Annotated in this window: 18 protein-coding genes; 9 read left to right on the plus strand and 9 right to left on the minus strand. The window is 71.3% G+C overall.

Going from position 1 to position 20107, the window contains the following annotated elements; all coding sequences use genetic code 11:
- Positions 1 to 38: 38 nt before the first annotated feature.
- The 6 genes from KBX71_RS10450 to folP form a co-directional block, all read right to left on the minus strand.
- Positions 39 to 347 carry a hypothetical protein gene (locus KBX71_RS10450; protein WP_124820151.1) on the minus strand — a complete coding sequence of 103 codons (309 nt, stop codon included), beginning with the start codon at positions 345 to 347 and terminating at the stop codon, positions 39 to 41.
- Between the two features lie 52 nt (positions 348 to 399).
- Positions 400 to 1614, minus strand: a complete 1215-nt coding sequence (locus KBX71_RS10455) for an ABC transporter permease (protein ID WP_210817748.1) — start codon at positions 1612 to 1614, stop codon at positions 400 to 402.
- Between the two features lie 119 nt (positions 1615 to 1733).
- The gene (locus tag KBX71_RS10460; protein ID WP_210817749.1) at positions 1734 to 2270 is read right to left on the minus strand and encodes a DUF3180 domain-containing protein; all 537 of its coding nucleotides are present in this window, start codon (positions 2268 to 2270) and stop codon (positions 1734 to 1736) included.
- 19 nt (positions 2271 to 2289) lie between these two features.
- Complete coding sequence (gene folK, locus KBX71_RS10465) at positions 2290 to 2817, minus strand: 2-amino-4-hydroxy-6-hydroxymethyldihydropteridine diphosphokinase (protein WP_210817750.1); 528 nt, start codon at positions 2815 to 2817, stop codon at positions 2290 to 2292.
- On the minus strand, positions 2814 to 3182 hold the full coding sequence (gene folB / locus KBX71_RS10470) for a dihydroneopterin aldolase (RefSeq protein WP_124820155.1): 369 nt from the start codon (positions 3180 to 3182) through the stop codon (positions 2814 to 2816). Before folB ends, folK begins: the two co-directional genes overlap by 4 nt.
- Positions 3179 to 4075 carry a dihydropteroate synthase gene (gene folP / locus KBX71_RS10475; RefSeq protein WP_210817751.1) on the minus strand — a complete coding sequence of 299 codons (897 nt, stop codon included), beginning with the start codon at positions 4073 to 4075 and terminating at the stop codon, positions 3179 to 3181. The genes folB and folP overlap by 4 nt, the downstream gene beginning before the upstream one ends.
- Positions 4076 to 4431: 356 nt before the next feature.
- Between folP and KBX71_RS10480 the strand changes: the two genes are divergently transcribed.
- The 7 genes from KBX71_RS10480 (at position 4432) to KBX71_RS10510 (ending at position 12932) form a co-directional block, all read left to right on the plus strand.
- Positions 4432 to 4746 carry a hypothetical protein gene (locus tag KBX71_RS10480; protein ID WP_053654780.1) on the plus strand — a complete coding sequence of 105 codons (315 nt, stop codon included), beginning with the start codon at positions 4432 to 4434 and terminating at the stop codon, positions 4744 to 4746.
- Positions 4747 to 4759: 13 nt separating this feature from the next.
- Positions 4760 to 5122, plus strand: a complete 363-nt coding sequence (locus KBX71_RS10485; RefSeq protein ID WP_053654782.1) for a hypothetical protein — start codon at positions 4760 to 4762, stop codon at positions 5120 to 5122.
- A 70-nt stretch (positions 5123 to 5192) separates the two neighbouring features.
- On the plus strand, positions 5193 to 8633 hold the full coding sequence (locus KBX71_RS10490) for an ATP-binding protein (protein WP_210817752.1): 3441 nt from the start codon (positions 5193 to 5195) through the stop codon (positions 8631 to 8633).
- Position 8634: 1 nt separating this feature from the next.
- Positions 8635 to 10590 carry an MFS transporter gene (locus KBX71_RS10495; RefSeq protein ID WP_210817753.1) on the plus strand — a complete coding sequence of 652 codons (1956 nt, stop codon included), beginning with the start codon at positions 8635 to 8637 and terminating at the stop codon, positions 10588 to 10590.
- A 5-nt stretch (positions 10591 to 10595) separates the two neighbouring features.
- Entirely contained in the window at positions 10596 to 11144 is a 549-nt protein-coding gene (locus KBX71_RS10500; RefSeq protein WP_247683215.1) for a hypothetical protein, read from the plus strand.
- 71 nt (positions 11145 to 11215) lie between these two features.
- Positions 11216 to 12319, plus strand: coding sequence for a M23 family metallopeptidase (locus KBX71_RS10505; protein WP_210817819.1), 1104 nt, complete (start codon positions 11216 to 11218; stop codon positions 12317 to 12319).
- 13 nt (positions 12320 to 12332) lie between these two features.
- Positions 12333 to 12932: a hypothetical protein gene (locus KBX71_RS10510; RefSeq protein ID WP_210817755.1), complete on the plus strand. Its 600-nt coding sequence runs from the start codon at positions 12333 to 12335 to the stop codon at positions 12930 to 12932.
- 2 nt (positions 12933 to 12934) lie between these two features.
- On the opposite strand, the gene KBX71_RS10515 is transcribed toward KBX71_RS10510, so the two are convergent.
- Positions 12935 to 13492, minus strand: a complete 558-nt coding sequence (locus KBX71_RS10515; RefSeq protein WP_210817820.1) for a hypothetical protein — start codon at positions 13490 to 13492, stop codon at positions 12935 to 12937.
- A 194-nt stretch (positions 13493 to 13686) separates the two neighbouring features.
- On the opposite strand from KBX71_RS10515, the gene KBX71_RS10520 reads away from it, so the two are divergent.
- Both KBX71_RS10520 and KBX71_RS10525 read left to right on the plus strand, forming a co-directional pair.
- Entirely contained in the window at positions 13687 to 16248 is a 2562-nt protein-coding gene (locus KBX71_RS10520) for an FtsK/SpoIIIE domain-containing protein (RefSeq protein ID WP_210817756.1), read from the plus strand.
- Positions 16249 to 16276: 28 nt separating this feature from the next.
- Complete coding sequence (locus KBX71_RS10525) at positions 16277 to 16996, plus strand: hypothetical protein (protein ID WP_210817757.1); 720 nt, start codon at positions 16277 to 16279, stop codon at positions 16994 to 16996.
- A gap of 105 nt (positions 16997 to 17101) precedes the next feature.
- Here the strand turns inward: KBX71_RS10525 and folE are convergent, their stop codons facing one another.
- On the minus strand, positions 17102 to 17719 hold the full coding sequence (gene folE, locus KBX71_RS10530) for a GTP cyclohydrolase I FolE (RefSeq protein WP_307847032.1): 618 nt from the start codon (positions 17717 to 17719) through the stop codon (positions 17102 to 17104).
- Between the two features lie 34 nt (positions 17720 to 17753).
- Positions 17754 to 19772, minus strand: coding sequence for an ATP-dependent zinc metalloprotease FtsH (ftsH, locus tag KBX71_RS10535; RefSeq protein WP_124820165.1), 2019 nt, complete (start codon positions 19770 to 19772; stop codon positions 17754 to 17756).
- Positions 19773 to 20107: the final 335 nt, after the last annotated feature.

The following is a 20107-nucleotide window of genomic DNA, read 5'->3' on the forward strand; positions in this document are numbered from 1 at the left end:
ACCGGTGGCTCGGGCTGACCTGGGCTGCCCCGAGCGGCTCAGTGCTTCATCAGGTAGTCGATGAAGGCGGCCCGCAGCAGCGGCGCCGACTCCTCGTAGCCGTGACCGGTCAGCTCCCGCCACAGCGCGTTGGCCTCGTCGATCGTCGGGCCGATCGAGTTCGGGGCGCCGTCCAGCACCGTCGCCTCGTCCGCGTTCGGCAGGCGGCGCAGCACCGACCAGTAGAAGCCCACGTCCCGACGCTCCCGGGCCCGGGCGAACGCCCGCTCCCGCAGCTCCTCGGTGGACAGCGCGTCAAGCTCCTCGAACGAGGTTCCGCCGGGGGTGGCGGCAGGTGTGTCGGTCATGTCGCCGAGCCTAACGGTCGAGATCAGCTCCGGCTCGGCGGACGCGACGGGGTCACCGCTCGTCTGTGTCCCACCGCCGCGGGCCGTCCTCCCAGCGCGGATCCCGCCACGGGTCGACCGGTTGGGGAGCGGCCTGGGTCGGCAGCGTGGGAGGCCAGTTCTCCACGGACTGCGGCTGCTGCATGGTCCAACCCGAGCTGATCGTGCCGTCGCTGACCGGCTCCGGCCTCTCCGGGCTGCCCGGTCGAGGCCGCCCGAGCGTCTCGACCAGCCTGGTGGCCAGCAGCCCGACACCGAGCGCGGCCCCACCGACCACCCAGTTGCTCAACGTCCAGCCGCGCTCCACCGCGTACACCTGGAAGACGGTGACCAGACCGACCGCCAGCAGCGTGCCGAACACGCCGCCCCGGCGGCCATACGCGCTGGTGCCGGCGAGCAGGGCCACGCCGATCGCCAGCACCGTCGAGTCCAGCCCCGAGGTGGGCGCCACCGGCCCAGGGTCGTTGGCGGCGAGCAGTACGCCGGCGAGAGCGGCCAGCACCGTGGAGACGACCAGGGCGACGGCGGACACCACGGCGGACACCGCGCCCCGCCGAAGGGCCGGGTCGGCCATCGGTCGGTACCGGCCGACGAGCCGGCGGATCGCCCGGATCGCGCCGAACAGCCCGCCGAGGACGGCCACCGCGGCGAAGCCGGCGAAGAGGTACCCCGCGCTGCTGGTGGGGTCGTAGTCGCCCTGCACCAGCACCGGCGCCGAACGGCGTTCGATGTACACCACCACGGCGGCGGCGCCGGCCAGGCTGGCCGCCCAGCCCGGCACGTGCAGCACCACCACGGCCAGCGCCAGCGCGAGCCCGCCCACCGCGGCGACCGCCAGGGCCGGGCCGATCGACGCCGGCAGGCCCCGATCACCCTGCTCGGCGTAGTGCAGGGCCGCCGCCACCGCGACCGGGCCGACTGCCAGGTTCGGTGCGGCCGTACGCAGGCTCAGCCCCGCCGCCAGTGCGAGCAACCCCAGCCCGACCGCGTCGATCAGCAGCGTCCGCAGGTTGCCGTCGCGCACGGCGGTCGGATCCTCCTGCCAGAGCATCCAGCTCACGACTGCCAGCCCAACCAGCAGCAGCAGCTCCCACCCCAGGTGTACGCCGATCCGGTCCCGGCCAGGCTCACCGTGGGTGGGGTCGTCGAAGACGTTGTCCAGTACGGCGGCCGGCACCCCCGACGAGGGTTCGGCCGCCCGGTCCCGGCCCGCTTCTTCGTTCCCCATGACGCCGCCTCCCCAGTGGCCGGCCGTCCCCGGTCCGGCGCGCGGACGGACCCTGGGCGGCCCTTGCTCTCTGATCGCAGGCACCGTACCCGCGCCCGCAGCCGGGCGTAACCCCCTGCTCAGCGCTGGCCGGGGTGGCTCTCCCATGGGTCCTGCTCGCGCTCGTCGTCCGGGCGTTCCGGCACCCGGCAGGAGCGCTCCAGCCAGAGCGCGGCGCCGACCAGGGCCAGCGAGGCGAGCAGGCCACCAACAGCGGCCGGTCGATCGTCCAGGGCGGCGCGGGTGGTCTCCACGAAGAGCCAGCCGCTGAGCCCCGCGTAGAAGCCCGCGAAGATCGCCGCGGCGAGTGCCGACGCCTTGGCCAGCACCACGAACCGGGCAACCACCAGCGGGTTGACCGGCTCCCGGCCCGGCTTGCGATCGATCCGGCCCCGAGTGTTGATCGCGGCGTACGCCTCCAGCACGGCGAGGCCGGCCAGCGTCACCACCGGCAGCCAGGGCAGCCGGGGAATGCCGCTGTAGTAGAGGGAGCTGATCAGCAGCCAGGCCACGGCCGCCGCAGCCAGGCCGGCCACGACAAGCGTCGAGATCCGGGTGGGGCCCATCCGGGACCCGTCCGGGCCCGACCCGCGGGGTGGGGGCTTCGCCTGCGTCATGCCGGCCGGTTCCGCTCGGTCATGCCGTCGACTCTAACGCCAACTCCGGCCGGGGACGCAGTTCCAACGCCTCGTCCGCCGCGGGACCGGTGGTCAGCAGGTCGGTCAGCCAGCCGTGACCGGGCAGCCGACCGTACGGCTGGATGTCGATCCACGGACGCAGCACGAAGGCGCGCAGGTGCGCCCGGGGGTGCGGCAGGGTCAGCTCCTCCTCGTCGCTGAGCACCGGCTCGTCGTCGTCGCCCCAGACCGCGATCACGTCCACGTCGAGGGTGCGCGGCCCGAACCGCCGCTGCGGGTCACGGACCCGGCCGGCCGCGCGCTCCGCGTCGCGGGCCCGCTCCAGCCAGTCGCGCGGGGTCGCGCTCTCGTCCTGGGCGAGCACCACCGCGTTGAGGTACGCGGGCTGGTCGGTGTCGCCCCACGGTGGAGTCTCGTACACCCCGGAGAGCACGAGCACCGCGTCGCCGAGGGTGGCGACGGCCGTACGCAGGTGCTCCAGTCGGTCACCCAGGTTGCTGCCGAGCGAGAGGATCGCCCGGGTCACCTGGCACGCGCCCGGGTCATGGTGACTGCCACGTCGGTGAAGGTGTGCGGCACCGGGGCCTCCGGCTTGTGCACGGTGATCGTCGCGGCGTCGACCCGTTCGTCGGCGAGGCAGACCGCGAGGAGCCGGTCCGCGAGGGTCTCGATCAGGTTCACCGGCTCGCCCGTCACCACAGCGACCAGGCGTTCGGCCAACTCGCCGTAGTGCACGGTGGCGGTGACGTCGTCGGTGGCGGCAGCCGGGCCGAGGTCCAGCTCCAGGACGGCGTCGACCACGAAGTCCTGCCCCTGTACGCGTTCGAAGTCGTACACCCCGTGCCGGCCGCGCGCCCGCAGGCCGGTCAGGTGGATCCGGTCCGTCGTCATCGCCGTACCCCATGCTCGTGGTCGTGTCGCGCTCGCTTCCGGTCGTGCGGCGGCACGGCCAGGCGCGGGCTTCCGGTGGCGACCCAGACGGCGAGCGCGTCGGCGGTGGCCTGCACGTCGTGCACGCGTACGCCCCAGGCGCCCGCCGCGACCGCCAGCACGCTGGTGGCCACGGTGGCCGCCTCCCGCTGGGCGGTCGGTCGCGGCGTGCCGTCCGACGCGGCGAGCAACCCACCGAGGTACGACTTACGGCTGGCCCCGAAGAGCAGCGGGTAGCCCAGATCCAGCAGCTCCGGCAGGCGGGCGCTGAGTTCCCAGTTGTGCGCGGCCGTCTTGGCGAAGCCGAGCCCGGGGTCGACGATGAGGCGGTCGGCGGACACCCCGGCGGCCAGCGCCGCGTCGATCCGTTCGGCCAACTCGGCCCGGACGTCGGCCACCACGTCGGTGTAGGTGGCCAGCTCGCGCATCCCACGGGAGTGCCCACGCCAGTGCATCAGCACCCACGGGCAGTGCGCGTCGCGGACCACGCGGGCCATGTCCGGGTCGGCCAGGCCACCGGAGACGTCGTTGACCACCGCCGCGCCGGCGGCCAGAGCTGCCTCCGCGACCCGTGCGCGGCTGGTGTCGACGCTGACCCTCACGCCGGCGGCGGTCAGCTCGCGGATGACCGGCAACACCCGCTCGGCCTCGGTCGTGGCGTCGATCCGCTCAGCGCCCGGACGGGTCGACTCGCCGCCGATGTCGACCAGGTGCGCACCGGCGTCGCGCAGACGGACGCCGTGTCCGACGGCGGCGTCCAGGTCGGCGTACCGTCCGCCGTCGGAGAAGGAGTCCGGTGTGACGTTGAGGACGCCCATCACCACCGGGCCCGAGGCCCGCACCAGATCGGTCACGACTAGACGGTACCGGTCGCGGCAGCGGCGCCCAGCGACCCGGGTCGCCCCCGCACCACTGCCCCTGACGTGCCAATTAGAACAGGTGTACGATCGGTCAATCGGGCAGCATCGGGCAGTCCCTTCGCGGCTTGTCGCAATCCGGGGCGGCCCGTACGCTTTGGAATTGGCCAGCATCGAGATGGCGAAGCTTGGAGGGAGGGCCGAAGCGGGGGAAAACCGCCCAAACCTCGCCACCCTCCGTGGTGAGTAACGAACACAGGGTCAAGAACGCCATGCCCTGTGGAGCACTTTTCCCGCCAGGCTTGCCTATTGCACCGCCGCGGCACCGCCGGCCGCGCTATGGGGAGGTTCCAGTGATCGCCTTCGAGCTCATGGAGACGGCGTCGTCCGGCGTCGCCCACGCGCTCTCCACCCTGGCGTCGGCTCCACTCGCGGAGCCGGCACCGAAGGGGATCGACACCAACGGTGTCGTCACCTTCTTCGCCAGCAAGATCGCGCCGATCCTGCTCGCCGTCCTGGGCGTCATCTTCATCGGCCGTGCCAGCCGGGGCGAGATCTCCAAGGTGCTGACCAGCTCCGCGATCGCCATCGTCGGGCTCGCCTTCATCGCCGGCGCGGCAACACTCTTCTTCGTCGGCGATTATCTGATCGACCTGATCTTCGAATAGGCGCGTTCACCAGATGCGGCTGCGCACCGACGACGACATCTACCGGGCCCGCCTGGTCTACCTCGGGCCGCCCGGTTACACCCTTCCGGTCCACCTGCCCTACGCCCAGTACGGGCTCTTCATGCTGCTTGTCCCCCTCTACATGTTCATCCACTGGCTGTTCACGTTGACGGTCGAGCTCTTCCCAGCCTGGGAGATCGCGCTCGCCATCGTGACCACGTCGTTCATCTTCCGGCACGTCGACCCCGATCGGCCGGCGCGGGTGGTCATCCGCACCGCGCTGACCGACTGGCGACGCACCCGGGAGCCGGCGGTCGAGCAGCGCGATCCGCGCCTGGTCGGCAGCCGGATCAGGATTCGGGAGGAGCTGGCATGACCGGACGTACGTCGAACGGTCCGTCGCAGGACGCGGGCAAGGGTCTGCCGACGGTCACCGAGGCGATCGCATGAGCCGCTCCTCCACGCCGGGTTCCCCGGCCGGCCGGCCGGGCGCGCCGACCGGTCACCGTGCGCACTCATTCGACTACACCGAGGACGAGGACGAGGTTGCCCTCGACCCCGCGCTTGTGACGTCGCCCGGTCACGGCGCCGTCGGCGTGTTCCAGGCGCCCCGGCCGGTCTCCCGCCGGACGCCACCGGCCGAGCCCACCGCCGTGTCGGCCGGCGAGAACGCCGACATCGACTCCCCCTTCCTGGACCTGTTCGGCGGCGGGGGACGACCCGGCACGGCACGAGCCGTCGCGGCCGGCCCGAGCACCCGGGAACAGCCGGCGATCCCGCACCAGCCGCCACCCACCCCCAGCCCCGCACCAGCCCGCGCGGTTCCCGAACTGGAGCCACCGTGGACACCCGCCGACCAGTCCGGCAGCGGTGGTCGGCCGGTCGAGCCGCGGCACGGCGGTGGCCAGCCGGCCAGCGAGTCCCGGGTGCCACATCAGGCCGGCGATCGACGGCCGATGCTGCGTCCGCCGGACGAGCCGGACCCGTCCACCGGCCGTGGCCCGGCGGCGGCGACCACCGGTGGCTCGCCGACGGCGCTCACCGGCCCCGCCGGCCGGACGGCCGGCGCCCTGCCGGGCAGCCGACCCACGGCCACCCCGGCGGCTCCGGTAGGCCGGCCCACGCCACCGGTCGAGCACCCGGCCAGCATCGCAGCCACCGATCGGCCAGCGCTGGAGCGCACGGCGCGGCGGACCACCGACCCGGATCGGCCCAGGAACACCGGTACCGCGTCCACCGGGAAAGAGGTCGCCGCGCCCCGACAGCGCACGCCGAGCCGACCGGACCGACCGATCAAGCCGACCCGGGTTAGGGCTCCAAAGATCAAATTCGGCGATCGGGATCCGTCGGTCGAGTTGGCCATCACCGAGATCGCCGGCCACCTGACCTTCACGCCGAACACCGTCACGGCCTGGTACTGGCTGCCCGAGGTCCGCTGGGCGTTCCGGCCGGACGCCGAACGCGAGGCGCTGCTGTCGGCGATCTCCGAGCAGTACGCCGGCCTGGCCGGCTTCCGACTGCACCTGCGCCGCACCACCCGGCCGTTCCCCGCCGACGAGTGGGCGCGCACGATCGACACGCACACCTCGGCACCACTTCCCGACGTACCCGGCACCACCGGCTGGGCCGATCACCTGGTCGCCGCCCAACGGCACCTGATGTCGGTCAACCACGCCGAGGGGCAGACCTACCTGGGTGTCACCTTCGCCCGCCGTTCCCTCGGCGACTCGCTCACCGAGCGGCTGCTGCGCACCTTCGGCCGGGGCACCGCCGATGGGGAGCGCCGCAAGCTGGGCCGCACCGTGGAGCAGTTCGACGAGGTGCTCGGCGCGTTCGGCATGCGCGGCCGGCGGGTCACCGCCCAGGAGCTGGAGTGGCTGCTCTACCGCTCCGTGGCGCTGTGCATGTCGCCGCCGAGCACCCTCTCCCCCGTCACCGACGGGCGCTGGGAGCGCGGCGACCTGCTCGCCATGACCGAGCAGGTCGAGCGCTACCGCACCCCGTACGGCTCGACGGTCAAGCTGGTCAATCGGATGACCGGCGAGGAGCGGCACGTCGCCGTGCTCGCCGTCGGCCGGATGGAGCCGCTGGAGATCCCCGAACGGCACGAGCCCTGGCTGCACTTCCACGAGCGGCTACCCTGGCCGATGGAAATCTCCACCCGCGTCGACATCCTCGGCTCCGGCGACTCCTTCCGTAATCTCGAACACCGGCTGCGGATGATCCGCTCGCAACAGCTCGACTACGCCGAACACGGCATCGACGCGCCCCCGGAGCTGGAACGACTGGCCAAGCGCGCCCTGGTGATCGGCGACGAGATGACCACCGGTCTGCCTGTCGACTCGGCCCGTGCCCACGGCTGGCACCGGATCGCCGTCGGCGGCCGGACCAGGGAGGAATGCCTGGAGCGGGCCCGCCGGCTCATCCAGCTCTACTCGCGGGAGCTGCGCATCTCGCTGCAGCACCCGAAGAACCAGGACTGGCTGGCCCGCGAGTTCATCCCCGGCGAGCCGATCGCCAACACCGGCTACGTGCGACGCATGCCGGTGCCACTGCTCGCCGCCGCGCTCCCCCAGGCCGCGTCGAACGTGGGCGACCGGCGAGGCGACCTCATCGGCCGCACCGCCGGCACCTGCCGCCGCCCGGTCTTCCTCGACCTGCACTTCCCCATGGAGGTCCGGGAACGCTCCGGGCTCGCGGTCTTCGTCGCAGAACCCGGCGGCGGCAAGTCGACACTGCTCGGCGCCCTGGGCTACCTGGCCGCCCGCCGAGGTGTCCAGGTGACCCTGCTCGACCCGTCCGGCCCGCTGGCCCGCCTCTGCGCGATGCCCGAACTGCGGCCGTACTCCCGGGTGTTGAACCTGACCGGCTCGGAACACGGCACCCTGGCGCCCTACTCGCTGATCCCGACGCCGCTGCGCTCCGAGTTCGGCACCGGCGCCGCCGGTGACCGGGAGTTCGAGATCGCCGTCTCCAACGCCCGGGCCGAGCGGCGGATGCTCGTCCAGGACATCTGCATGATGCTCGTCCCGCCGCAGGTCGCCAGGGAGGCGTCGACCGCCACCCTCTTCCGGCACGCCGTCCGCCAGGTCCCCGCCGAGGAAACCTCCACCCTGGACGACGTGGTGAGCTGCCTCGGGCGGCTCGACGACGACGCCGGCAAGGAACTGGCCAACCTCCTACTGGACACCGCCGAGATGCCACTGGCCATGCTCTTCTTCGGCCGACCGCCGGAAGGGCTGCTCGGTGCCGACGCGGCACTCACCGTGATCACCATGGCCGGGCTACGGTTGCCCGACCTCAAGATCGAACGGGAGTACTGGTCAGCCGAAGAGGCCCTGGCCCTGCCAATGCTGCACACCGCGCACCGGCTCGCCGTGCGGCGCTGCTACGGCGGCTCGATGTCATCCCGCAAGCTCGTCGGCCTCGACGAGGCGCACTTCATGGAGGGCTGGCGGTCCGGGCGCTCCTTCCTGGTCAGACTCGCCCGCGACTCCCGCAAGTGGAACCTTGCCGCGCTGGTCGCCTCGCAGAACCCCAAAGACATCCTCGGCCTCGACGTCCAGAACCTCGTCTCCACAGTCTTCGTCGGCCGCATCGCCGAAGACGCCGAGATCGCCTCCGAAGCTCTGCGACTGCTGCGGGTGCCGGTAAACGACGGGTACGAGGCCACGCTCGCCTCCCTCTCCGCCGCCGACACCAGCTCGTCCAGCCGGCTCGGCTTCCGTGAGTTCGTCATGCGCGACGTCGACGGCCGGGTGCAGAAGGTCCGAGTCGACGTCTCGTACGTCGAAGGGCTGCTGGACCACCTCGACACGACGCCCGCCGCGATCGCCGCGGCGGCCGGAGTCCTGCCGAGCATCCCCCTGCCAGATCTGGAGGCGTGACATGGCTAGGGCCTGGGCAAGGACTGTGCCGTTCCTGCTCGCCCTTGGCGTACTGGCCGGGGCCTCCCTCACCTGGCCGCTGATCGGCGCGGAGGCCGCAGCCGCCGCACCACCCGCCGCCCAGGCCCGCGCTGACCTCTGCACGACCGCGGAATGGCAAGCCGACTTCCGCGCCTGCGTAGCGAAGCTGAAGCAGGTCAGTCAGGCCGAAATCGACTGCCGGAAGCCGCCCGTGCCGTCCGCGCCGGATTCTGGCCTCGCCGGCTGGTTCGCCTCTCGCCCGGACTCGTCGAAGCTGGCCGGGCCAAAGGGCATATACAGCGACTACGGCTACGGCGGTTACAGCTTCAACACGTATGACGTGGAGGGTGGCTGTGCCTCCACCATTCTCCATCCGGACTACAAGTTCACCACCACCGTCGCCAACGGGGAGCTCATGATCGCCACGGCGGTCGTAGGCGCCTCGAACGCCCTGCGGGAGCGAGCCTGGGATCCTCGCTCGATGTGGGATTGGGCCGACCCACTGGTGGAGAAGGCCACCAAGGCCGTCTATCAGAAGGTATTCAGCGTCTTCGGGATCGTCACACTCTGCGTGGTGGGTCTCTATCTGCTCTGGCGCTCACGTCAGTCGGACATGAGCAATGCGATGACGACGGCTGGGTGGGCGCTACTGGTGATGGTGGCGGTCACCGCGCTGGCGGCTTGGCCGGTCAAGTCGGCGAACATCGCCGACGGCACGCTGATCACCTCGCTCGGCGTGGTGCACGATGCGGTGGGTCCCGCAGCTCGGGATACCCCGGCGGATCGTTGCGCCGTTCCCAACCCAGACGCTTGTGTGGATAAAAGACCGCCCGCTGTTCGGGCCAGCGACACTGCCACCGAGGCGATGCTCTACCGCAACTGGCTGCGCGGAGTGCTCGGCTCGGCGGATAGCGAGACCGCCCGCAAGTATGGCCCTGCCCTGTACGACGCTAAGGCGTTCTCCTGGGAGGAAGCCGAAAAGCTGCGCGCCAACCCGGCAACCCGGCCAGCGACGATCCAGGCCAAGCAGCAGCAGTGGATGACGGTCGCAGAGCAGATCAAGGCCGAGGACCCGGAGGCGTACGAGTTCCTGACGGGCACCCGCGATATGGACCGAATCGGCTCTGGCTTCATCGCCGTGCTCGCGGCCGTGCTCTTCGCGATGTTCGACCTGACCGCGTCGGTGCTGGTACTGCTGGGCTTCCTGATCTTTCGGTGGGCGGTGATCGCGGCACCCATCCTCGGCACCGTCGGTCTGCTCCGGCCAGCCAGCGCGGGCCTCCGGCGGCTGGCGAACGCCGTGGTCGCCGCGGTGTTCAACATCGCCATCTTCGGCACCGGGGCCGCCGTCTACCTGTTCGCCGTCGATCTGATCATGAGTACCCCAGCCCTGCCCGGTTGGCTTCAGGTGGTGCTGGTCTGGCTCTGCGGGGTGGTCGGATGGCTGCTGCTGCGGCCGTACCGGCGGATCACCCAACTCGGCGGCAAGGACAGCAGCGAAGCGGTCAGTTCGGCCGGATCCTGGCACCGCAGGTTCTTCCGCGACATGCGGACCGCCGCGCGACTGGACGTGGCGGAGCCTGGCGGCACCGCCGAGCCGGCGGGCGGACGTCGACGGTCGCCCGACGCAACGCAGACCCGGCTACGTCCGGAGGCGCGGCGAGAGGACCCGACCCCGGTGCCGGCCGCTGCGGCCGAGGGCCGACGAGCAGACGCGGCGCGCCCGGACGGTCGAGAGCGGTCCGACGAGGCGCCGACGGAAAAGGGCGGGGGGCGCGGCCGCCCGGTCGCTCCGCAGCCGCGACGCCGACAGCCAGCGACCTGGACCGAGCCGGATGTACCGGCTGAGAACCCGTCGTTCGTGGTCTACCGTCCGGGCTCCACCGAACGGGCACCGGATCGGACCGGACCTCGGGTGCGCTCAGAGGCGAGGTGACGGTCATGCGACGGGCGCTGGAATTCCTCTTCACTCGGGCGCTGCGGTCCCGGCTGGGCGTTGCGCTGGTGATCGGAGTGGTGATCGTCGGTGTGATCGGGGCAGCCCGGCTGATCTCCAACTCGGGCTACTCAACCGATGGGTTGAGTAGCCGTCCGGATGGGCCGATCATCACCGTAGACCCGACGGCCGGCGATGACGGTCTGCTCAACAGCGCGGCTCCGCCGTCACCCGTGACGTCGCCCGGCGCCCGCACGCCCGAACAGACCGCCGACCGCTTCGCCAAGGCGTGGCTGGGCCGTCCCGGGATGACCGCCGAGGAGTGGCAGGCAGGCCTACGGCCACTCTCCACGCCAGCGCTGAGGGAGAAGTTGACCGGCGCCGAGCCCGAGAGCGTGCCCGCCGAGAAGGTCACCGGTCCGCCAACCATGCGAGAGCAGACCGAGACGTTCGTCGAGTTGCTACTGCCCCTCGACGCGGGCGGGCTCCGGCTGGAGCTGGTCACCTCCGACGATGGTTGGCTGGTCGACGTTCTGGACTGGGAGCGGCCGTGAACGACGTTGGTAGCGCCGGAACCCGCCGCGGGCCCCTCCGGCTCGGTGTGATCGCCGCGGTGCTCACCGGGATGCTGCTCCTGCTCTGCTGCACCGGCGGCACCGCGGCGTTCTTCCTCACCGGGCTCGGCGGCGACGACGCCGAGAACGGGGACACCCTGGCAGGTATGGAGTGCGGACCGGTCCGAGTGGTGAACGTCGCGGGCAAGCTGCCGCGGTTCGCCGAGTACGGCGACAGCCAGGTCCGCAATGCCGCGATCATCATCAAGGTCGGCCAGGACATGGGCGTGCCCTCGCGAGGTTGGGTGATCGCCCTCGGCACCGCGATGCAGGAGTCCGCCCTGCGCAACCTGGCGAACAGCGGGGTGCCCGCGTCCCTGGCCCTGCCGCACGAGGGCGTTGGCGCGGACCACGACTCGCTCGGCCTGTTCCAACAGCGGCCGGGGTGGGGCACGGTCGCCGAGCGCTTGACCCCCGCTTACGCGGCCCGCAAGTTCTACGAGAAGCTCGTCAAGGTGGACAACTGGCAACGCCTACCACTGACCGCGGTCGCGCAGCGGGTGCAGGTCAGCGCATACCCGGACGCGTACGCCAAACACGAAGAGGTAGCCAGTCGAATCGTGGACGCGTTGGCCGGCGGCGCAGCACGCACCGTCGAGATCAACGGCAAGGCGTTGTGCAACGCGGCCGAGCGCGGCCAGATCGCCGCCTCAGGCTGGACCGCGCCGATCCCTGGCGGAGTCGGCTCCGGTTTCCGCACCGCCAGCCGGCCCAGCCACAACGGAGTCGACATCGGCGCGGCCAAGGGCACCGAGATCCGCGCGGCAGCGACCGGTCGAGTGTTGGTTTCGACCTGCGACGAGGACCGCCGCGGCCGCCAAGACTGCAACGTGGACGGATTCCCCGGCAAGGGGGGCTGCGGCTGGTTCGTCGACCTGTTGCACGCCGGTGGCTACATCACCCGGTACTGCCACATGGTGGTCCAACCCCTCGTCAAGAAGGATCAGGTCGTGACGGCCGGTCAGGTGATCGGCAAGGTCGGCAGCAGTGGCAACTCCTCGGGTCCACATCTGCATTTCGAGGTGCACCTGCGCAACAACCGCAACGCGTCCGGCGCGGTGAACCCGGTCCCGTTCATGCGCGAGCGGGGCGCCCCGCTGCGCGCCGCTGAGTAAGGCCATCGCGGGTATGACCGGACCATTGCCCGACCCGTTCGCCGACCAGCCCGACTGGGCACCGCAGCCACCTAGACCGCTAGCCATCGTCCCCGCGACCGAACCTGTCGAGCTACGCGGGCGACGGGTGCTGGTCGGGCTGCCGGGGTTGGGTTGGCGCGGCGACCTGCGCGCGGACGACCGGGTGGTGCAGAGCGCCCGAACCTACGTGCCGGTGATCCCCGAGCACGAGTGGTACCGGGCCGAAGCCGACCAGGTCGAGGTCTTCGCGCCACTGGTGCCGGTGGAGCGGGTCTGGGTGGAGACCGTCGGCAGCCGACCGGGGGTGGACGGCACCCGGGATACGGGCATCCGGTTGGTCTCGCTGGACGGCCCGGCACACCGGACCCCCACACCGGTCTTCGAAGCCGACGCGGTCACCGGTCGGCGGGTGGTGCACGTCGAGGGCGGCCTGGAGCACCGTGACCTTCGAGCGGTCACCGAGACCTACTCGGGTGCCGAAGGGGACATCTGCGTACGAGTCACACCCGAGGTGGAGTGGTATCGGTGGGCCTGGCGCGGCCAGTCACCCACCACGTTGGAAGTGCCGGTTCATCTGTTGTGGATCGAGTGACGTTAGCTAGCTCGCGCGCCGCCACACACCTGCCAGCCGTCGGCTAGCCGGGTTTCGAATTGCCAGGGCTGACGATCGCTCTGGTTCATCCCGTCGATTCGGGCCGAGATGATCAACGTGACCTTAACAGCAGCCACATCACCCTGCTTCTGCACCGCCAGGGCCCCCCAACTAACAGTTATCGTGGTCCCGAAACGCTGTTCTCGTGCGAGTAGATCGGTCCGCAGAGCACCCAATGTCTGCAGGTCGGCACCGCTCTCGCAGGTGAAGAGGTCCGCTCTTGTGTCGTTGCGATCCACGAGGAATGCGCGCAGATAGTTGTCCACGACCACGTCGGGTGTGCTGCGGTCGGGTTTTGAGGCGCGGTCGTACCACACGTAGGCGGTTGCGATTCCGCCCAGGCAGAGCAGGGCGAGCACGCCGGCGACGACCGTGAGCATCGTCCGCATTCGGCGGCGTGGCGGCTGCGGTTCCGGCGGCGCAGGGGCGGGCGGCAGCTGCTCGGACGGTGTCCGCTGGGCCGGTACGCGGGAGACCTGGGAACCGGCGGGGGGCTGCACTGATTCCACCTCCTGAAGTTATCGGCTGGACGCCCCGGAGCCAATGCCTCAGATCCAGCGGATCGTGACGGACCCCTCCCCACCGGTGAGATCCACGACATCACCGGCGCAGCGCCGAGGCACCTCCCGGAGGTGCGGCCTCGGCTGGGATACCGTCTCTGCTTGGGAGGGGTTGCCAACCTCGGGTAGAGGGGGTGGACGCGGTGGCCGGTCCGAAGGCTCGCACGAACCGCGCCGCTGCCCTGCATCGTCGGGCGACGGCGGTCGCGACCGCAGCTGCCGGGATCCTGGACGAGACGCGGCCGGCTCCGGCCGATCAGCGCCGTCAGTACGAGGTGGCCGATCGTCTCCGGACGGCTGCGGCTGTGTTGGCTCCGGGTTGGGCGGGCGCGGCACTGGATTCGCTCACTGTGAACTCGCCGGCGGGTGATGGTCCGCCGCCGTTCGTTCGGGTCGGTACTGCGGCGCCGTTGGACGACGCTCGTTTCCCCGCGTTGGTGCCACTTGTCGGCACCGGTCACCTCAGTGTGGACGCGGACGCGCGGGAGCCGCGGGTGGCGGGGTTGCTCCGGGCCGTACTCCTGCGGTTGTTGGGTGCGGCACCGGCGGGTGCCCTGTTGATTCGCGCGGTGGATGCCACCGGGGCGGTGTTGACGCCGTTCGGGGCGCTCGCGGATGCGGGCCTGCTGCCGCCGCCGGCGGTGGATGTGGCGGGTCTGCGCGCGGTGTTGACCGAGGCGGAGCAGTGGGTCACGCCGGGTGCGAGTGGGCGACGCCGGCACGATCGGACGTTGTTGCTGGTGGTGGCCGCGTTGCCGGAGTCGACCGGCCCGACTGATCTGGCGCGCATCGAGACGTTGGCTGAGCAGGGGCCGGCCGCTGGGCTGCACCTGGTGGTGGCGGGTTGGCCTCCCGCCGGCCCGTACTCGGCCCGGGCACCGCTGCCGCACACCACTTCGCTGGCGCTGCGTAATGCGTACGCGCTGCTCGGCGACCCGCCGGGGGCGTCGTTCGCCGGGCCGGGGGCCGATCCGCCGGGCGGTCTGAACTCGCCGGTCTTCGTCGAGTCGGACCCGCCGGCCGAGTTGGTCGACGCGGTTTGTCGGCGGCTCGCCGAGCAGGTGGAGGCGGGTTCCCGGTTGGCGTTGGGTGCTCTGTTGCCGCCGACGGGTGAGCGGCTGTGGGAGTCGGACTCGGCCGATGGGTTGACCGCGACCGTCGGCGATGCCGGGGGCCGGGCGGTGCCGCTGGGTTTCACCGAGTTGACCCCGCACTGGCTGGTGAGTGGCCGGTCGGCGGCGGGTCGTGCGGCGTTCCTGACCACCGCGCTGCTCGGCCTGGCCGCCCGGTACGGCCCGGATGACCTGGCGTTCTACCTGGCGGATCTCGGCGACGGCGAGTCCTTCGTGGAGTTCTTGCAGACGGAGCGGGATCGGTCGTGGGTTCCGCAGGTGCGCGCGGCGGCGATGGCCGCCGACCGGGAGTACGTGCGGGATCTGCTGGAGGATTTGACGGCCGAGGTTCAGCGCCGCTCGGATGCGGGTGCCCGGGCCGGGGGGCAACGTTTCGCGGAGCTGCGTCAGCATCAGCCGCTGCCGCGGATCGTCTGTGTGGTGGACAATGTGCCGCTGCTCTTCGCCGAGCGGGACCGGCTGGCCGGCGAGGTCGCCGCCCAGTTGGACGGGCTGGCCCGGGCCGGTCGTGCGTACGGCGTGCACCTGGTCTTGGCGGGCGCGGGCGAGTTGGGGCTGAGTACGCGCGCGGATGCTGGTCATCGGGATTCGGTGCTCGGGCAGTTTCCGGTGCGGGTGGCGCTGCCGGGCGGCAGTCCGGTGCTGGAGCCGACGAACGACTCGGCGGCGGGTCTGCCGGTGGGCAGCGCGGTGGTGAACACGGCCGGCGGGCTCGGTGGCCCTCGGGGTGCGACCCGGGGTCACGAACGGTTGATCCGTCATCCGGATCCGCAGGATCATCCGGAGGTCGTGGAGAAGTTGCGGCACGAGTTGTGGGCGGCGCGTCCGGCCGGGTCGGTGCCGCCGGTGGTCTTCGCGGGTTACGCCCGGCCCCTGTTGGGCAACGACCCGCGTCAGCGGGCGGCCCTGGCGGGGCAGGCGCACGGGCCGGCGGCTCTGCTGGGCCGTGCGGTGGACGTGGCCCGCTCGACGGTGGCTGTGCCGTTGGGTCCGGCGGCCGGGCGCAACCTCGCGGTGCTGGGCTCGGGTACCGCGGCGGGCGGGTTGTTGGCGACGGCGGCGCGGAGCACGGCGGCTCACCACGCACCGGGCAGCGCCCGCTTCCTGGTGGCGGCACCGGACCCGGGCTCCCGGGCGCTCGCGGAGGCGTTGACGGCCGAGTTGGCGGCCCGGCATTCGGCCGAGTTGGTGGATCTGCCGACGCTGCTCGCGGACGCGGCCGACGAACTGCCCGCGTACCTGGTGGTCTTCGGGCTGGACCGGCCTGGTCCTCGGGAGCTGCCGGTGGAACGGCTGCGGTCGCTTCTGCGGGACGGGCCTCCGGCGGGGAGACATCTGCTGGGCTGGTGGCGTGCGGTGCCGCCGTTCGCCTCGTTGTTCGAGCCGGCGGGCGAGGTCGACAAGCTGGCCGCGGTGGTCGTGATGGACGTGCCGGTCGCGCAGCTCACAGCGGTCTTCGGTCGGCCGGTCGAGTGGCAGGCGCGCCCCGACCGGGCGGTGCTCTGGGACGGTCCGGACGAGCGGGGCACGGTCCTGGTGCCGTTCGCCGACGTGGCCGGCTGATCGGGTGGCGCGCGTGGAGGGTGTCGAGGTGAATCCGAACGCGACGGTGACCGGGCCGGGGCGGCAGCGGGCCGCTGCGGCGACCGGGGACGCCACGCGGCCGGTGCTCGAGCCCAGCACGGCCTGGGCGGGGTATCTTGCGGCCGCCCGCCAACTCGACGGGGTACGCCGTAGCGCGGCTGCCGCCGCAGGTGAGCAGGCCCGGTCGGCGGACGCCGCCCGGGAGGAGTTGACGGTGGTCCGTACCGGGCTGGCGAGTCAGCAGGATCGGCTGCGCGAGTTGGGCGTACCGCCGATCTCCCTGGTGCCGTCGCCGCCGGAGCTGACCGAGGCGGCCCGTTCGATGGTGGGTGGCCCGGCGGCCGTGCTGGCGGCGTTGCGGGCAGCGCGAGGTTGGGCCGAGGCGGCGGACGCGGCGCTGGCGGCGCGCCGCCGGATCCGGCCGGCGTCCTGGTCCGCGCGAATGCGCAACCTCCTGGTGTACGGGCCGTTTGCGTTGCTGGTGCCACTGATCCAGGTCGCAGTTCTGGCGGCGACGGGGGTGGGGCCGGCCACTGTGGCGGCGTTGATCTGCGGGTTGCCGATGCCGGCGGTCGCGTTCGTCGCCGGCTGGATCGCCATTGGGCGGTTGTTCCGGGTCAGCCCCACCGAACGGCTGGACCGCACTGTGCGTTTCGGCGCGTTGGTGTGCCTGGTGCCGGCGGTGCTGGCCACGGCGGGCCTGCTGCTGGCCCTGCTCGCCGGCTGACCCGCCCTGGGCCGGGACCGTCCGGCCTGAACAACGCGGGCGGTGCGGGAACGCAACGGCCGGCCGTCCCGGAAGGGCGTCGGCCGGCCGTGGTGCGTCGCTGTGTCAGCGGGGGATGATCAGCGCCATCGCCTCGGCCCGCGACTTGGAGTCCGACTGCAGTGTTCCGCGTACGGCCGATGTGATGGTCTTGGCACCAGATTTCTGGATGCCGCGCATCGCCATGCACATGTGCTCGCATTCGAGCACGACGATGACGCCGCGTGGTGCGAGTTTGCTCATCAGCAGGTCGGCGACCTGCGAGGTGAGTCGCTCCTGCACCTGGGGCCGACGGGCGAAGACCTCGACGAGTCGGGCCAGCTTGGACAGGCCGGTGATCCGCCCGTCGGGGCCGGGGATGTAGCCGATGTGCGCGCTGCCCCGGAAGGGCAGCAGGTGGTGCTCGCAGAGGCTCATCACGTCGATGTCCCGCACGATGACCAACTCTTCGTGGTTGGCCTCGAAGGTGGTGCTGAGCACCTGGGCCGGGTCGACCCGGAGGCCGGCGAAGAGTTCGGCGTACGCGCGGGCGACCCGGGCCGGGGTCTGCTGGAGTCCGTCGCGGTCCGGGTCCTCGCCGATCGCGATGAGGATCTCGCGGACGGCCTTCTCGATCCGGCCGAGGTCCACCGCGTCTTCGACGGGGCGACCCGTCAGCCTGCCGCTGATCAGCCGTGCGGCCACGTAGTCCAGCTCGTCGTCGCCGTCGGGTCGTTGCTCAGTGCGTGCCGTCCGAGTTGTTGGACGGCGCCACCCCGCCGACCGACGCCTGCGCGCCGTCGGCCTGGGCCTGTGCCTTGAGCTTGTCCTTCTCCGCAGGGGTGAGCACGGGCGGCTCGGTGGACGGCTGACGCTTGCCGAAGCCGTTGTACGGCGCCAGCGGCGGGCGCTTGACCACCCGGGAGCAGATCCGCGCCATGTCGGCAGTGGAGAGGGTTTCCTTCTCCATCAGCTCGAGCACGATGTTGTCCAGGACGTCCCGGTATTCCACCAGGATCTCCCAGGCCTCGTCGTGCGCCAGCTCGACAAGTGCCCGCATCTCGCCGTCGATCTCGGCGGCCACCGAGTCCGAGTAGTCCCGTTCGTGGCCCATGTTGCGGCCGAGGAACGGCTCGTCCCCGCTGGTGCCGTACTTGATCGCGCCGAGCTTGGAGCTCATGCCGTACTGGGTGATCATCGCGCGGGCCAGTTGGGTGGCCTTCTCGATGTCGTTGCCGGCGCCGGTGGTCGGCTCGTGGAAGACCAGTTCCTCGGCGGCGCGACCGCCCAGTGCGTACGCCAGGGTGTCGATCATTTCGGCGCGGGTCTGGGTGTACTTGTCTTCGGTCGGGAGCACCAGGGTGTGGCCCAGCGAGCGACCACGGGACAGGATCGTCACCTTGTGCACCGGCGCGGCGTGCGGCAGCGCCCAGGCGACCAGCGCGTGGCCACCCTCGTGGTACGCGGTGATCTTCTTTTCGTTGTCGCTCATCACCCGGGTCCGCCGCTGCGGACCGGCGACCACCCGGTCGATCGACTCTTCGAGCGAGTCGTTGGAGATCGCCCGCTGCTCCTTGCGAGCGGTGAGCAGGGCCGACTCGTTGATCACGTTGGCGAGGTCGGCGCCGCTGAAGCCCGGCGTGCGACGGGCCACCGCGTCGAGGTCGACGTCGGGCGTGAACGGCTTGCCCTTGGCGTGCACCCGCAGGATGGCCTTGCGGCCTTCCATGTCGGGGGCGTCCACCGGGATCTGCCGGTCGAACCGGCCCGGGCGCAGCAGCGCCGGGTCGAGGATGTCCGGCCGGTTGGTGGCCGCGATGAGGATGACCCCACCCTTGGTGTCGAAGCCGTCCATCTCGACGAGCAGCTGGTTGAGCGTCTGCTCCCGCTCGTCGTGGCCGCCGCCCATGCCGGCGCCACGGTGCCGGCCGACGGCGTCGATCTCGTCGACGAAGACGATCGCCGGGGCGTTCGTCTTGGCCTGCTCGAACAGGTCACGGACCCGGCTGGCGCCGACGCCGACGAACATCTCCACGAAGTCGGAGCCGGAGATGGAGTAGAAGGGCACCCCGGCCTCGCCGGCGACCGCGCGGGCCAGCAGCGTCTTGCCGGTGCCGGGCGGGCCGAACAGCAGCACACCCTTCGGGATCTTGGCCCCCAGGGCCTGGTACTTGGCCGGGTTCTGCAGGAAGTCCTTGATCTCGTACAGCTCTTCGACGGCCTCCTCGGCACCCGCGACGTCCGCGAAGGTCGTCTTCGGAGTGTCCTTGGTGATCATCTTGGCCTTGGACTTGCCGAAGTTGAGCACCCGGGAGCCGCCGCCCTGCATCTGCGACATGAAGAACAGCAGCAGGAGGACGAGCAGCGCGATCGGCAGCAGGTTGACCAGCAGGCTCACCCAGATGCTGTCCGAGGAGACCTTGGCGTCGGCCGGGCCGGTGACCCGGTTGTTCGCCTTGGCGTCCAGCACCTCGTTCCAGATCTGGTCGCCAGCCTGGTACGGGAACTGGGCCTCGATCTTGTTGGTCTCGGTCTTACCGAACTTGGTCTTCTGGGCCAGGTCCAGCTGGAGCGTCTGCTCCTTGTCCTGGAAGACCACCTTGTTGATCTTGGCGGTGTGCAGCTGATCGAGCGCAACGGAAGTGTCCACGCGGTGGTAGCTGGGACCAGCGGTGAACAGCTGACTGAGCACAACGGCGCCGAGGATGACCAGGATGATCCAGACCACCGGTCGGCGGAAGAAACGCGTACGTTCCATACTGTTGTCGAGCGCGGAGCGCCCGCATCCTCCTGATCGACGTCCTGACCGTCTGATGGTGTCGCCGCGCTGAGCGGCGGCCGGAGCCGCCGTGCGGGCCGGCCTCGACCCCGAGGCGCGAAAACTGCCGCGCCGCGGTCATTCGACGGTACACCGTGCACGCGAGGAGTGAGCTTGCGAGCCCCGCAGTCGTGCACCATCAAAAGCCGGCGTGGCGGGGAGTCCGGCTCGGCCACCCGAGCGCCCGGTCACGCGATCGAGGGGGTCGAGCGCGGAGTAACCTCCGGGCCACCGTGCTACACGGTAACCGCATCAGCTGAGAGCGCGCTGAACGT

The organism is Micromonospora sp. D93 (genome assembly GCF_018070365.1).
Taxonomy (GTDB): Bacteria; Actinomycetota; Actinomycetes; order Mycobacteriales; family Micromonosporaceae; genus Micromonospora; species Micromonospora ureilytica.